Below are 13438 nucleotides of genomic sequence, written 5' to 3'. Positions count from 1 at the left end.
CACATCAATGCGCCTCGTCCCAGTTGTTCGCTGCGCGGGCATCGACATGCAGCGGCACCGACATCGAAATGGCCGGCATCGGTGCGTTTTCCATCACCTTGCGCACGACGGGAATCGTCGCTTCGACTTCCGCGTCCACCGTCTCGAAGATCAGCTCGTCATGCACCTGCAACAGCATGCGGGCCGAGAGCTTCGCCTTCTCCAGCGCCTCTTCCATATGCACCATGGCGCGGCGGATGATGTCGGCGGCGGTGCCCTGGAGCCTCGCATTGATCGAGGCGCGCTCGTTGAAGGCGCGGATCGAGGGGTTGGACGACCTTATCTCCGGATAGTGGATGCGGCGGCCGAAGATGGTTTCGACGAAGCCGTTCTCGCGCGCATAGGCCTTGGTCTCCTCGATATAGTCGCGGATGCCCGGGAAGCGCTCGAAATAGCGCTTGATGTAGGCGCTGGCCTCGTCGCGCGGGATCGACAGCTGGTTGGCGAGGCCGAAGGCCGAGATGCCGTAGATGATGCCGAAATTGATCGCCTTGGCCCGCCGCCGCACTTCCGACGGCATGCCCTCCACCGGCACGTTGAACATTTCCGAGGCGGTGATGGCGTGGATGTCGGCGCCGTCGGCGAAGGCCTGCTTCAGCTGCGGGATCTCGGCGACATGGGCGAGCACGCGCAGCTCGATCTGGCTGTAGTCGGCCGAGACCAGCTTGTGGCCCTTCTCGGCGATGAAGGCGGTCCTGATCCTGCGGCCTTCGGCGGTCCGCACCGGGATGTTCTGCAGATTTGGATCGGAGGATGACAGGCGGCCCGTGGTCGTCGCGGCAAGCGCATAGGAAGTGTGGACGCGATTGGTGCCGGGATTGATGAAGCCCGGCAACGCGTCGGTATAGGTCGATTTCAGCTTGGTCAGCTGGCGCCAGTCGACGATCTTGCGCGGCAGTTCGTGGCCTTCTGCGGCGAGATCTTCCAGAAGCTGCGCCGAAGTCGACCATTGGCCGGTCTTGGTCTTGGAGCCGCCCGGCAGGCCCATCCTGCCGAACAAGATGTCGCCGAGCTGCTTCGGCGAGCCGATGTTTATGCGCTCGCCGACGATGCCGTAGATCTCTTCCTCGACGCGGGCGGCGCCCTGCGCCAGCTCGCCCGAAAGCCTGGACAGGATCTGGCGATCGACCGAAATACCGCGCTGTTCCATGCGGGCGAGCACCGGCACCAGCGGCCGCTCCAGCCGCTCATAGACCGATACCAGTCCCTTGGCGGCGAGCCTCGGCTTCAGCACCTGCCAGACCCTCAGCGTCAGATCGGCCTGCTCGGCGGCATAGATCGTTGCCCGTTCGATATCGACCTGGTCGAAGCCGACGGCGCTCTTGCCCGATCCGGCAAGTTCCTTCTTCGAGGCCGGCGTGTGGCCGAGCCATTTTTCCGACAGCCCGGCCAGGTCGTGATGGCCGACCGTGCCGGCGTCGAGCACATAGGAGATCAGCATGGTGTCGTCGAACGGGCCGACCTCGACGTTGTGCCGGCTCATGACGACGATGTCGTATTTCATGTCCTGGACGATTTTCAGGACGGATTTGTCCTCGAGCAGCGGCTTCAGCAGCGCCAGTGCGTCGCGAACAGGCACCTGGTTTTCCACCTGGCCGCCGCCAAGCAGGTCGCCATTGCCGCTCTTATGGGTGAGCGGCACATAGGCGGCGCGACCCGGCGCGATCGCGATGGATATGCCTATCAGATCGGCCTGCATCGGATCGGACGAGGTGGTCTCGGCGTCGAAGGCCAGGATGCCGGCTTCCCTTGCCTCGGCGATCCAGGATTTCAGCGTGGCCGTGTCGCGGATCGCGGCATAGGCGGAAAAGTCGATCTTGCCCGATGAGGCCCTTTCCATCCGCAGCGCCGAAAGCAGCGATGGGGTGTCGCCCTGGGGCGGCGCGTCTTCGCCCTTGACGGCCGGCTTGGCGGCGCCGTTCGACGAGGGGGCTGCCGGCCTCGGCGGCGCACCGGCGCCGACATCGGGGCCATGCGCGGTATCTGCGCGCTCGACGGTAACGGCGGAAGCCTGCACATCGCCGATTTCGGTCGCGGTCGCCTCGGCGACGCGCCGCGTCAGCGTGGTGAATTCCATGGTCTTGAGGAAGCCGATCAGCTTCGGGCCGTCCGGGTCATGCAACACCAGATCGTCCAGGCCTTCCTGCATAGGCACGTCGTTCTTCAGCGTCACCAACTCGCGCGAAATGCGCGCCTTGTCGGCATTGGCGATGATGGTTTCGCGGCGCTTGTCCTGCTTGATCTCGGAGGCGCGCGCCAGCAATCCATCGAGGTCGCCGAACTGTTCGAGGAGTTGCGCCGCCGTCTTCGGGCCGATGCCGGGAACGCCCGGCACATTGTCTACCGAGTCGCCGGTCAGCGCCTGCAGGTCGATCATCTTTTCCGGCGGCACGCCCCATTTTTCGATCACTTCGGGGATGCCGATCTGGCGGTCCTTCATCGGGTCGTACATACCGACCGTCGGGCCGACCAATTGCATCAGGTCCTTGTCGGAGGAGATGATGGTGGTGTCGGCGCCCGCCTCGCTGGCGAGCCGGGCGTAGGTCGCGATGATGTCGTCGGCCTCGAACCCTTCCATCTCGATGCAGGGCAGGTTGAAGGCGACCGTCGCCTGGCGGATCAGGCCGAATTGCGGGATCAGGTCCTCCGGCGGCGCCGAGCGGTTGGCCTTGTATTCGGGATAGAGATCGCTGCGGAAGGTCTTCGACGAATAATCGAAGATGACGGCGAAATGTGTCGGCACCACGCCTACATTGGTGTTGCGGGCATCCTGCATCAGCTTCCACACCATGTTGCAGAAGCCGAGCACGGCGTTGGTCGGCAGGCCGTCGGATTTGCGGTTGAGCGGCGGCAGCGCGTGATAGGCGCGGAAAATGTAGCCGGAGCCGTCGACAAGGAAGAGATGATCGCCTTTTTTCATGCCGGCAGGGATAGCGCGGCCAAGCTTCGCGGTCCATGCCAAAGGCTGAACAAACGGCTCACTCCGGCAATCCCCTGACAGAAGCTGCCGGCGCGGTTTCGGGCACTCACGGCCATGTTACAAAAGTGTAATTCTCGTGCCCTTGAATCGCCACGTTCAAAGACCCAAATACACGTCATCGGCAGTTTTCGCCGAAGTCCGGACCAAGGCCCGTCCCCCGCCTATTCCGGGCAACTGCGGCAGCCTATCCCCCCTCTCCGGGCTGCCGCAACGTTTCGAGTAAAGACCGCCGTGGTTCCCCCTCCACCACGGCGGTCTTTTTTTGCCTTCCGACTTTTGCTTTCGATGCATGCCGCCTTCCCAAAACCGTCATACGCTTTTGGGAGACATGTAGTGCCTGGTCCAACGATCGCGGCTTTTCGTTTTCGGCCCGGCCCTTTAGGGTCTGCCGCAAAACCCGAAAGGCCTCGCAATGTCCAGAATCGCTCCCGTCCTCGACCGCCTCGACCAGAATCTCGACCAGAGCCTGGACCGGCTGTTCGGCCTTCTCGCCATCAAGTCGATCTCCACCGACCCGGCCTTTGCCGCGGATTGCCGAAAGGGCGCCGAATGGCTAGTCGCCGAGCTCAAGCTGATCGGCTTCGATGCGAGTGTGCGCGATACGCCCGGACATCCGATGGTGGTGGCGCATCACGATGGGCCGGCAGGCTCGCCGCATGTGCTGTTCTACGGCCACTACGACGTGCAGCCGGTCGACCCGATCGAGCTCTGGGAGACCGATCCGTTCGCGCCGTCGATCAAGGAGGTCGCGCCCGGACGCAAGGTGATCACGGGCCGCGGCTCGGCCGACGACAAGGGGCAGTTGATGACCTTCGTCGAGGCCTGCCGGGCGTGGAAGCAGGTGCACGGCAATCTGCCATGCCGCGTCACCATCCTGTTCGAGGGCGAGGAGGAATCCGGCTCGCCGTCGCTGAAGCCGTTCCTGGAAGCCAATGCCGGCGAGTTGAAAGCCGATTTCGCGCTGGTCTGCGACACCTCGATGTGGAACAGCGAGACGCCGTCGATCTGCGTGTCGCTGCGAGGCCTGGTCGGCGAGGAGGTCACCGTCAAGGCGGCGAACCGCGACCTGCATTCCGGCCTCTATGGCGGTCCGGCCGCCAATCCGATCCGCATCCTCGCCAAGATCCTGGCCGACATCCACGACAACGACGGCCGCATCACCATCCCCGGCTTCTATGACGGCGTCGAGGAGACGCCTTCGCAGGTGCTGAAGTCCTGGGAAGGGCTTGGCGAAACTGCGCAGACTTTCCTCGGGCCGGTCGGCCTTTCCATTCCGGCCGGCGAGAAGGGCCGTTCCGTGCTCGAGCTGACCTGGGCGCGGCCGACGGCCGAATTCAACGGCATCATCGGCGGCTACACCAGCAAGGGCTTCAAGACGGTGATCCCGGCCGAGGCCTCGGCCAAGGTGTCGTTCCGGCTGGTGCACAAGCAGGACCCGAAGAAGATCCGCGCCGCCTTCCAGGCCTTCGCGCGCGAGCGCATTCCGGGCGACTGCTCGGTCGAATTCCACCCGCATGGCGGCTCGCCGGCGATCCAGCTTTCCTACGACTCGCCGTTCCTGGCCAAGGCCAAGGATGCGCTGTCCGATGAGTGGGAAAAGCAGGCCGTGACCACCGGCGGCGGCGGCTCCATTCCCGTGGTCGGCGATTTCCAGACCTATCTCGGCATGGAATCGATGCTGGTCGGTTTCGGCCTCGACGACGACCGCATCCATTCGCCGAACGAGAAGTACGAGCTGACCTCCTTCCACAAGGGGCAGCGTTCCTGGGCGCGCATTCTCGATGCGCTGACCCGCTAGGCGGGGTTTCACGCGGGGCGTGAAATTCAACTTTCTGTTGATTTTTCCATGGATCGCGGCAAGGACGGGTTAGACCGCGATCCGGAGAAGAGAATGACCGCCGATATCCGTTTCCATAAGAACGATCTGCCCGATCTGTCGCGCTACAATGTCGGCGCGGTGGCCATCGACACGGAAACGCTGGGGCTCAACCCGCATCGCGACCGGCTCTGCGTGGTGCAGATCTCGCCCGGCGACGGCAGCGCCGACGTCATCCAGATCGCGCCGGGACAGAAGAAGGCGCCGAACCTCGTCAGCCTGCTCAAGAACCGCTCCATCACCAAGCTGTTCCACTACGGCCGCTTCGACATCGCGGTGCTCTACAATGCCTTCGGCGTGATGGCCGAGCCGGTGTTCTGCACCAAGATCGCCTCGCGGCTCACCCGCACCTATACCGACCGGCATGGGCTGAAGGACCTGTGCAACGAATTGCTCGGCATCGGCCTGTCCAAGGCGCAGCAATCGTCGGACTGGGCGGCGGAAACGCTGTCGCCCGAGCAGCTCGAATATGCCGCTTCCGACGTGCTTTACCTGCACCGCCTGCGCGAGGTGCTGGCGACCCGCCTGGCGCGCGAGAACCGCAGCAAGGAAGCGGAGGCCTGCTTCCGTTTCCTGCCAACACGGGCCAAGCTCGACCTGATGGGCTGGGCCGAGGAAGACATCTTCGCGCATAGCTGATGGAACCGGGCGCCGAGCGGGACGTTTCCGCCAGCCGATCGAGACGTGGGAGGGAATGAGATGGCAGAACGCAAACCGATCGCGAGCGCGCCCAAGGACGGTTCCAAGGTCACGATCCTATGGAAGGACGGCGACGGCGTGGTCAACGAATCCATCGGCCAGTATCGCGACGGCGGCTGGTGGGTCTACACCGACAGCGACACGCAAAAGAAGGTCGATGCGACGAGCTGGCGGCCGGCCTCCGGCGACGATGACGACCAGTAAGCGATCGGCTATCTGAAAGATTTGCGGCGAGCGCGGGCTCGCAAAAAAGGGGCCGCTCATTGAGACAAAACACGCTTTATCTGATCATCGGCGCGCTTGTGGTCGCGCTCATCGCGCTCGGGGTCTACGCCTATCGCGAGCAGACCAGGCCAAAGGGCGTCGAGCTGAAGATCGACGACAAGGGTATTTCCATCCAGCAGAATTGAGGACGGCGGGCGGCCGGTACGGGCCGCTCGCCGCAGGGGGGCAGACTGGCTTCGCGGGACGATAGGGCGGCTGGAGGATTTCGGCCGGAAATACAGGGTTTGCGCGGCCTCGCCGTCGCCTTTGTCGTGATCTTCCACATCTGGCCGACAGCACTCCCCGGCGGCTATGTCGGCGTCGATGTCTTCTTCGTCATCTCCGGCTTTCTCATCACCGGCCTGTTGGCGCGCATGGCGCTGGCCGAAGGCGGCATATCGCTTGTCGGCTTCTACACGCGGCGTGTGCGCCGGCTGTTGCCGGCGGCGATCGTCACGCTTGTGGTGACACTTGCTGGGACGCTGCTTTTCGTCTCCGACGCCTGGTGGGAAGAGACCGTCAAGCAGGTGATGGCTAGCGCGCTTTATGTGCAGAACTGGCGGCTTGCCGATCAGGCGGTGGACTATCTCGGCGCCCAGGATGCGCCGAGCCCGGTACAGCATTTCTGGTCGCTGTCGATCGAGGAGCAGTTCTACATCGTCTGGCCGTTGCTGATGATGGCGGCGCTCTGGTGGGCCAGGCGGCGCGGGCAGTCGCCGCAAAGGATGCTCATCACCTTGCTTAGTCTGATCCTGGCGGCATCGCTCGCGGCATCAATCGTGATCACCCGCTCCGATCCGGCATGGGCCTATTTCGTCACCCACACGCGGATCTGGGAACTGGCGCTCGGCGGACTTTTGGCGCTGACCCTCGACCGGCTTCGGCCTAACGAGCGAACGCGGATGGCGGTGGCTGTCCTCGGCATGGTTGCGGTCGTCGCGTCGGCGATCTTGTTTTCAAACGCGACCGCCTTTCCCGGCTACAATGCGCTGCTGCCGACGCTCGGCGCCGGCTTGATCATCGCGGCCGGGACGATCCGCATCGGCTGGTTCCGCGGCCTCGACATCGCGGCGCTGCGCTATGTCGGCGACCGCTCCTATTCGATCTATCTGTGGCATTGGCCGCTGATCATTTTCTACACCGCGCAGCGCGGCTCGATCGGCGTTGTCGACGGTCTTTTGCTGATCGTCGTCACCCTCGCCGTTTCGGAACTCTCCTACCGCTTCGTTGAAGAACCCTACCGCCATTCGCGCTCGCGCCTGGAATGGCGGCCGCTGATCGACGGCACCATGGCGGTGGGGCTGTGCGTGGCGATGGCCGGCGGGCTGCTGTTCGCCATCCAGAGGCAAACCATCGATATCGGCCTGATCGGGACGCCGGATTATCCGGGGCCGGCCGCCTTGCTGGCGAATGCCGCCGTTCCCGAGGGCGTAAAGCTCCTGCCGCCGCTCAGCAGCCTCGGCAGAGACCTGCCCGTGATCTACGAGACGCACTGCCATCGGGATCAGAGAAGCACGAATGGCGAAGGCTGCCTGCTCGGCGACCCGCAGGGAACAAGGGCCATCGCGATCATGGGCGATTCCCACGCGGCGCAATGGGTTCCGGCGCTCGACAAGATCGCCAAGGACCGCAAGTGGAAGTTCTTCGTCTTCACCAAGGCTGCATGCCCGGTGACCCGGATCACCGTCCAAGACGAAGGCAAGCCCTATCCGGAATGCGCGATATGGCGGGAGAAGGTCATCGCCGAAATCGCCAGGCTGAAGCCGGATTTCGTGTTCACCAGCCAGAGCAATTACACCAGCGTTCCGCAGGATGTCATGGTCGAGGGGCTGCGCAGCGTCTGGGCCGAGCTTGCCGGGCAGGGCGTTCATGTCATTGCCATCCGCAACACGCCCTTCAGCCGTTTCGACCCGCGCACCTGCCTGGGTACCGATCCGGCCAAATGCAGCAATCCGCGCGCCGAGGTCGAACAGGAAAACGTCTCCGCGCTGGCGGCGCAAGGCGTGCAGGGCGCGACGGCCGTCGACCTCAACGATGCGATCTGCGCCAAGGACGTTTGCCCGGCGGTCGTCGGCAACATCGTCGTGCTGCGCGACAACCACCATCTCACGGCGACTTACGCGCTGGCCTTGGCGCCCTATCTGGCAAAGGCTGCGGGTTTGTGAGCAGGTCTAGGCCGTGATCATTCCCGACGATATCCCGCCCGAGGGGCATGACGAACTCCTGACCGTCGAGGACTGGCTGAGGTTCAATCCGCCGCCGAAGCGCAAACACTGGTTGCGCGATCGCCTGCGGATGGTGCGCTTCCTGCGCTCGCCGGCCGGCGAGACGATGCTATCCGGCAAGGAAAAAGCCTTCTCGAAGGCGATCGTCGCTTCGGTGGCCTTCAACCGTCCGGACATGATCGAGTGGCAGGTCCATCTCGTGCGGCGACACCTCGCCGAGAACGACGGCTATGTCGTCTTCGACAACAGCAGCCGCGACGAGGCGAGGCAGGCGATCCGCGACCTCTGCCGGCGGCTTGAAGTTCCTTACGTCGGTCTGCCCCGGAACAAGATGTATGTCAGCGCCTCGCACGGCCTGGCGCTGAACTGGATCGCCAGGAATTTCGTCGCGGCCTTCAGACCCTTGCTGTTCGGCTTCATCGACCACGACATCTTTCCGACCGGCGCCTTTTCCGTCCGCGAGAAACTGCAAGGCAAACTCCTCTACGGCAGGAAGCGGACCGACACGCCAACGCCGGGCGGCTGGTTCCTGTGGCCGGGCTTCTGCTTCTTCGACGGCAGCGTGTCGCCGCGGCGGCTGGATTTTTCGCCGAGCTACCGCTTCCACATGGATTCTGGCGGCGGCAACTGGCCGAAGTTTTACCGCTCCTGCGAGCCGGAGAAGGTGCGTTTTGCCGAGAAGAGATGGCTTCGTTTCGGCGACGGACGGGACGAATTCAACGACTACTTCATGTTCATCGACGGCTGGCTGCATGCCGGCAACGCCTCGCATTGGCGGAAGCCGCAGGTCGACAGGCGCGAGCAGCTTATCGCGCTGCTGCGCAAAGCCGGCGGGCCGGATCAGCCAGCGGTGGAAGTCGCGCTATTGTGAGGATGCGCGGGGGTGACACCCTGCTTATGCCGATATGCTGGGGGCGGCGGCACATTCCGAAAATCCTAAGGGTTTTCAGAAGGCTGCATAAACCCTGCTTTAACGCGCCTTTAAACCGCCGCATCTAGTCTTCAACCCAAACGCCATCGGCACCGGGGCAGGCAAGCAAGAGCGCATGGCGAACCGCAGAGACAGTCGCATCGAACCGAGCTTCGAGGGCGCGCAGCGCGCGAAATCCTCCGATGGCTTTTCGGTCAGCGAGGAGGATCGCGTCGTGCCGGGCAGTCGTAAATCCGCTTCCAAGGGCAAATCCGCCAAGGCGAAATCGCGCGGCCGTGGGCGCGACCGCAACCGGCGCGGGTTGCTCGGCCTTGCCACAAGGCTTGTCTACTGGTGCTTCGTGCTCTGCATCTGGGGCGGCATCGCTGCGGCCGGCATCGTCGTCTATTACGGCGCCAAGATGCCGGCGGCGACGACATGGTCGGTCCCCGACCGCGCGCCCAACATCAAGATCGTCGACGTCGACGGCAATCTGATCGCCAATCGCGGCGCGTCGGGCGGCGAGGCCGTCAGCCTGCATGAAATGTCGCCCTATATTCCGGAAGCGGTCGTGGCCATCGAGGATCGCCGCTTCTATTCGCATTTCGGCGTCGACCCGATCGGGCTGTCGCGCGCCATGGTGACGAATCTGCTCGGCGGGCATTTCTCGCAAGGCGGTTCGACGCTGACGCAGCAGCTGGCGAAGAACCTGTTCCTGACGCCGGACCGCACGCTGGAGCGCAAGGTGCAGGAAGTGCTGCTCGCGCTCTGGCTCGAGCATAAGCACACGAAGGACCAGATCCTCGAAATGTACCTCAACCGGGTCTATTTCGGCTCTGGCGCCTATGGCGTGGAGGCGGCTTCGCGGCGCTATTTCGGCAAGAGCGCGCGCGACGTCACGCTTTCCGAGGCCGCCCTTCTCGCCGGCCTGCTCAAGGCGCCGTCCAAGCTTTCGCCGGCGCGCGACCCGAAGGCGGCGGAAGATCGCGCCCAGCTGGTGCTGGCGGCCATGCGCGACGAAGGCAAGATCGGCGACAAGGAATACAAGATGGCGCTGAGCGCGCCGGCGACGCGCGCGCCGTCCTACTGGACAGGCTCGGAAAACTACGTCGCCGATACGGTGATGGACGAGCTGCCCGACCTGATCGGCGACGTGCGCGGCGACATCGTCATCAACACCACCGTCGACCTCAATCTGCAGAAACTCGCCGAACAGTCGATCCGCCGGCTGATCGACGAGAGCGGCAAGAAGCTCAACGTCACGCAAGGCGCGCTGGTGTCGATCGACGACTCCGGCGCGGTGCGCGCCATGGTCGGCGGCTACGACTATTCGACCAGCCAGTTCGATCGTGCCTCGGAAGCGCGCCGGCAGCCGGGCTCGGCGTTCAAACCCTTCGTCTATATGGCGGCGCTGGAAGCCGGCCGCACGCCCGACAGCATCCGCAACGACGCGCCGATCAAGATCGGCAAATGGACGCCCGACAATTACGGCGGCAAATATTACGGCAAGGTCACGCTGGCGACGGCGCTTGCCAAGTCACTGAACTCGGTGGCGGCGCAGCTCACCATGGAGGTCGGGCCCGACGCCGTGGTGGAAGCCGCGCATCGCATGGGCATCCAGTCGGATCTGCAGGCCAACACCTCGATCGCGCTCGGCACTTCGGAAGTGACCCCGCTGGAACTGACCTCGGCCTATGTGCCCTTCGCCAATGGCGGCTACAAGCCGGACATCCATTTCATCCAACGCATCACCAACTCCGCCGGCAAGGTGCTCTATGAGGGCAGCACCGGCAGCGCGCCGCGCGTCATCAAGGCCGACATCGTCGGCATGATGAATTCGATGATGACCGGCACCGTCGAGATCGGCACTGCCAAGAAGGCGGCGTTCAATTGGCCCTCGGCCGGCAAGACCGGCACCAGCCAGAATTCGCGCGACGCCTGGTTCGTCGGCTACACCGCCAATCTCACCACCGGCGTGTGGTTCGGCAATGACGACGGCAGCCCGATGAAGAAGGTCACCGGCGGCGCCTTGCCGGCGCAGGCCTGGCACGAATTCATGGTGGCGGCGCATGAAGGCGTGCCGGTCCGGCCGCTGCCCGGCACCTGGAAGTCGACGCCGTCCGATACGATCGTGCCGGACGAGATCCCGACGGTGGATGCCTCGCCGGCGCCGGCGCCGCCCGCGGCGGTCGGCCAGTCGCAGCCCGTTGCCCAGGCTCCCGCGCCCGTACGGCAGGCTCCGGCGCGGCAGGCGCAGCCGGCCGAGACCGTCGATGCCGGCGGCTTCGACATGCCGAGCGACAGCGGATCGACCGCCTCGATCAAGCATCCCGTGCCGCCTGGGGACGTCGGCGGCCCGACCAAGAAGCGCCAGACCTCGATCCTCGATATACTGGGCGGCGGTTAGAGCGGCACTTCGCCTCTCGCCACAGAAGGCGCCTTCGGCTACATGTCCGGCCGGAGACCCGCGACATGGCCGAGACCGACAGCAGAAAAACCATCGTGCTCACCGGCGCCAGCCGGGGCATCGGCCATGCGACGGTGAAGCGCTTTTCGCGCGAAGGCTGGCGCGTCATCACCTGCTCGCGCCAGGCCTTTGCCGAGGATTGCCCGTGGCCGGCCGGCCCGGAAGACCACATCAAGGTCGATCTCGCCGACCAGGAGGATGTCGGCATTGCCGTGTCGGAAATCCGTCACCGGCTGGAGGCGCATGGCGGCCAGCTCAATGCGCTGGTCAACAATGCCGGCATCTCGCCGAAGCTGAAAGACGGCAGCCGGATGAACTCGATCGAGACGCCGATGCATGTCTGGCGCGACGTGTTCCAGGTCAATTTCTTCGCGCCGATCATGCTCGCGCGGGGTCTGTTCAAGGAGCTGGCGGCGGCCAAGGGTTCGATCGTCAACGTCACCTCGATCGCCGGCACCAGGGTGCATCCCTTCGCCGGCACGGCCTATGCGACGTCGAAGGCGGCGCTCGGTTCGCTGACGCGCGAGATGGCGCATGATTTCGGTCCACACGGTATCCGCGTCAACGCCATTGCGCCGGGCGAGATCGACACGGCGATCCTGTCGCCCGGCACCGACAAGATCGTCGAGACGATTCCGTTGCGCCGCCTCGGCGCCACCCCGGAAGTGGCCGACATCATCTACTTCCTGTGCTCCGGCCAGTCGTCATACGTGACCGGCTCGGAAATCCACATCAATGGCGGCCAGCACGTTTAATCGGCAAGGTCAAAGCGTCCTTGCCCGCCCGGCAAGCCCCCCGAGAACTGCCATCAGCAAGGTCGCAAGGGCGCAAAGTCCCAGTGCGACGTTCCAATTGCCGGTGGCATCGTGGGCAAGGCCGGCAAGAGGCGGGCCGGCAGCGGCCAGGGAATAGCCGAGGCATTGCGCCATTCCGGACAGCGCCGCCGCCTGACCGCTGTGCGATGCCCTCAGGCTGACGAAAGACAGGCCGAGGATGAAGGCGGCACCCGCGCCGAAGCCGAACAGCAGCACCCAGAGCGCTGCCAGGACTGGAAACTGCCATAGGCCGAGCAGCGACAGGCATGTGATGAGCGACATGCCGATGGCGAGAGCCCTCTGATCCTTCATCCGCCGCACCACCGCGCCAATGACCAGACCGGCAATGGCAGTCGCCAATTGAGACAGCCCGTGCAGGGAACCTGACGTCGCAGCCGAATAGCCCGCCTGCGCCAAAATGGCAGGCAGCCATCCGACGACGATATAGAAAACCAGCGAGGTCAGGCCGAGAAAGCCTGTCACTTGCCAAGCCAGCAACGAGCGCCAGACAGGGGTGCGCTCGGCCGTGGAAGTGGCGTTTTGCTCGGTTGGCGCGGACTGCGAGCGCAGTTGCGGAAGCCAGGCAATCAGCGCCGCCGCCGGGAAGACCAATGTCGAGGCAAGCGAGAGGTGCCAGTCCGAGCCGGGCAGCCGGGCGATCGGGATCGCCGCCGCCGATGCAAGCGCTTGCGCCAGTCCCGAGGTGATAGCATAGGCGCCGGTCAATGTGGCGATCCGAGTCGGAAAGTCACGCTTCAGCAGGCTGGGGAGCAGGACGTTGGCGACAGCGATCCCCGCCCCGAGCGTGGCAGTGCCAAGGAACAGCGCCGAAATGGAGCCGGTCGAGCGCAAGGCGATTCCGGTCGCGACGACGAGCATCGCGCCGAACAGTGATTTCTCGATGCCATATCGGCGCGCCAGGTGGGCCGCGAAGGGCGAAATCGCCGCGAATGCCAACAAGGGCAGGGTGGTCAGCACGCCCGCCTCGGCGGCGCTGATGCCGGTAGTTTCACGGATCATGCCAAGCATCGGCGCAACGCCGGTGATGGGCGCTCGCAACGCCGAGGCGATCAGCAATATACCGACCAGGATCAGCCCCTGGCCGCTCGACGTCCTAACGGCTTCTCTTATCGTCATTGCAATGCTCCTGAACTGTTCTTGGC

At 64.5% G+C, this 13438-nt stretch carries 10 protein-coding genes; 8 read left to right on the top strand and 2 right to left on the bottom strand.

Features of this window, described 5'->3' with window-relative positions:
• Positions 1-4 precede the first annotated feature (4 nt).
• The gene (gene polA, locus FJ988_RS23665; protein ID WP_181183648.1) at positions 5-2959 is read right to left on the bottom strand and encodes a DNA polymerase I; all 2955 of its coding nucleotides are present in this window, start codon (positions 2957-2959) and stop codon (positions 5-7) included.
• A gap of 472 nt (positions 2960-3431) precedes the next feature.
• Here polA and FJ988_RS23660 point away from each other — a divergent pair, with 472 nt between their 5' ends.
• The 8 genes from FJ988_RS23660 to FJ988_RS23625 all read left to right on the top strand — a co-directional run bounded on the left by FJ988_RS23660 (position 3432) and on the right by FJ988_RS23625 (position 12215).
• Complete coding sequence (locus FJ988_RS23660; protein WP_140820765.1) at positions 3432-4817, top strand: M20/M25/M40 family metallo-hydrolase; 1386 nt, start codon at positions 3432-3434, stop codon at positions 4815-4817.
• A 93-nt stretch (positions 4818-4910) separates the two neighbouring features.
• Positions 4911-5534, top strand: coding sequence for a ribonuclease D (locus FJ988_RS23655; RefSeq protein ID WP_140820764.1), 624 nt, complete (start codon positions 4911-4913; stop codon positions 5532-5534).
• A 60-nt stretch (positions 5535-5594) separates the two neighbouring features.
• The gene (locus tag FJ988_RS23650) at positions 5595-5798 is read left to right on the top strand and encodes a hypothetical protein (protein ID WP_140820763.1); all 204 of its coding nucleotides are present in this window, start codon (positions 5595-5597) and stop codon (positions 5796-5798) included.
• A gap of 59 nt (positions 5799-5857) precedes the next feature.
• Complete coding sequence (locus FJ988_RS23645) at positions 5858-6004, top strand: hypothetical protein (RefSeq protein WP_140820762.1); 147 nt, start codon at positions 5858-5860, stop codon at positions 6002-6004.
• A gap of 99 nt (positions 6005-6103) precedes the next feature.
• Positions 6104-8023, top strand: a complete 1920-nt coding sequence (locus FJ988_RS23640; protein WP_181183647.1) for an acyltransferase family protein — start codon at positions 6104-6106, stop codon at positions 8021-8023.
• Between the two features lie 13 nt (positions 8024-8036).
• Positions 8037-8954 carry a hypothetical protein gene (locus tag FJ988_RS23635; protein ID WP_246688649.1) on the top strand — a complete coding sequence of 306 codons (918 nt, stop codon included), beginning with the start codon at positions 8037-8039 and terminating at the stop codon, positions 8952-8954.
• A 175-nt stretch (positions 8955-9129) separates the two neighbouring features.
• Positions 9130-11400 carry a transglycosylase domain-containing protein gene (locus FJ988_RS23630; protein ID WP_140820760.1) on the top strand — a complete coding sequence of 757 codons (2271 nt, stop codon included), beginning with the start codon at positions 9130-9132 and terminating at the stop codon, positions 11398-11400.
• A gap of 65 nt (positions 11401-11465) precedes the next feature.
• Positions 11466-12215 (top strand): SDR family NAD(P)-dependent oxidoreductase, encoded by a 750-nt coding sequence (locus tag FJ988_RS23625; protein WP_140820759.1) that lies wholly within the window; start codon positions 11466-11468, stop codon positions 12213-12215.
• A gap of 9 nt (positions 12216-12224) precedes the next feature.
• On the opposite strand, the gene FJ988_RS23620 is transcribed toward FJ988_RS23625, so the two are convergent.
• Entirely contained in the window at positions 12225-13352 is a 1128-nt protein-coding gene (locus FJ988_RS23620) for an MFS transporter (protein WP_246688648.1), read from the bottom strand.
• Positions 13353-13438: the final 86 nt, after the last annotated feature.

The organism is Mesorhizobium sp. CU3 (assembly GCF_006442965.1).
Taxonomy (GTDB): Bacteria; Pseudomonadota; Alphaproteobacteria; order Rhizobiales; family Rhizobiaceae; genus Mesorhizobium.
The sequence above is the reverse complement of the archived record's forward strand: the minus strand, read 5'-3'. Positions and strand labels throughout refer to the sequence as shown.

What these genes read in the sequence shown, in the direction of transcription:
- polA (WP_181183648.1), bottom strand. Translation starts at nt 2,959, where the DNA reads ATGAAAAAAGGCGATCATCTCTTCCTTGTCGACGGCTCCGGCTACATT.
- FJ988_RS23660 (WP_140820765.1), top strand. Translation starts at nt 3,432, where the DNA reads ATGTCCAGAATCGCTCCCGTCCTCGACCGCCTCGACCAGAATCTCGAC.
- FJ988_RS23655 (WP_140820764.1), top strand. Translation starts at nt 4,911, where the DNA reads ATGACCGCCGATATCCGTTTCCATAAGAACGATCTGCCCGATCTGTCG.
- FJ988_RS23650 (WP_140820763.1), top strand. Translation starts at nt 5,595, where the DNA reads ATGGCAGAACGCAAACCGATCGCGAGCGCGCCCAAGGACGGTTCCAAG.
- FJ988_RS23630 (WP_140820760.1), top strand. Translation starts at nt 9,130, where the DNA reads ATGGCGAACCGCAGAGACAGTCGCATCGAACCGAGCTTCGAGGGCGCG.
- FJ988_RS23625 (WP_140820759.1), top strand. Translation starts at nt 11,466, where the DNA reads ATGGCCGAGACCGACAGCAGAAAAACCATCGTGCTCACCGGCGCCAGC.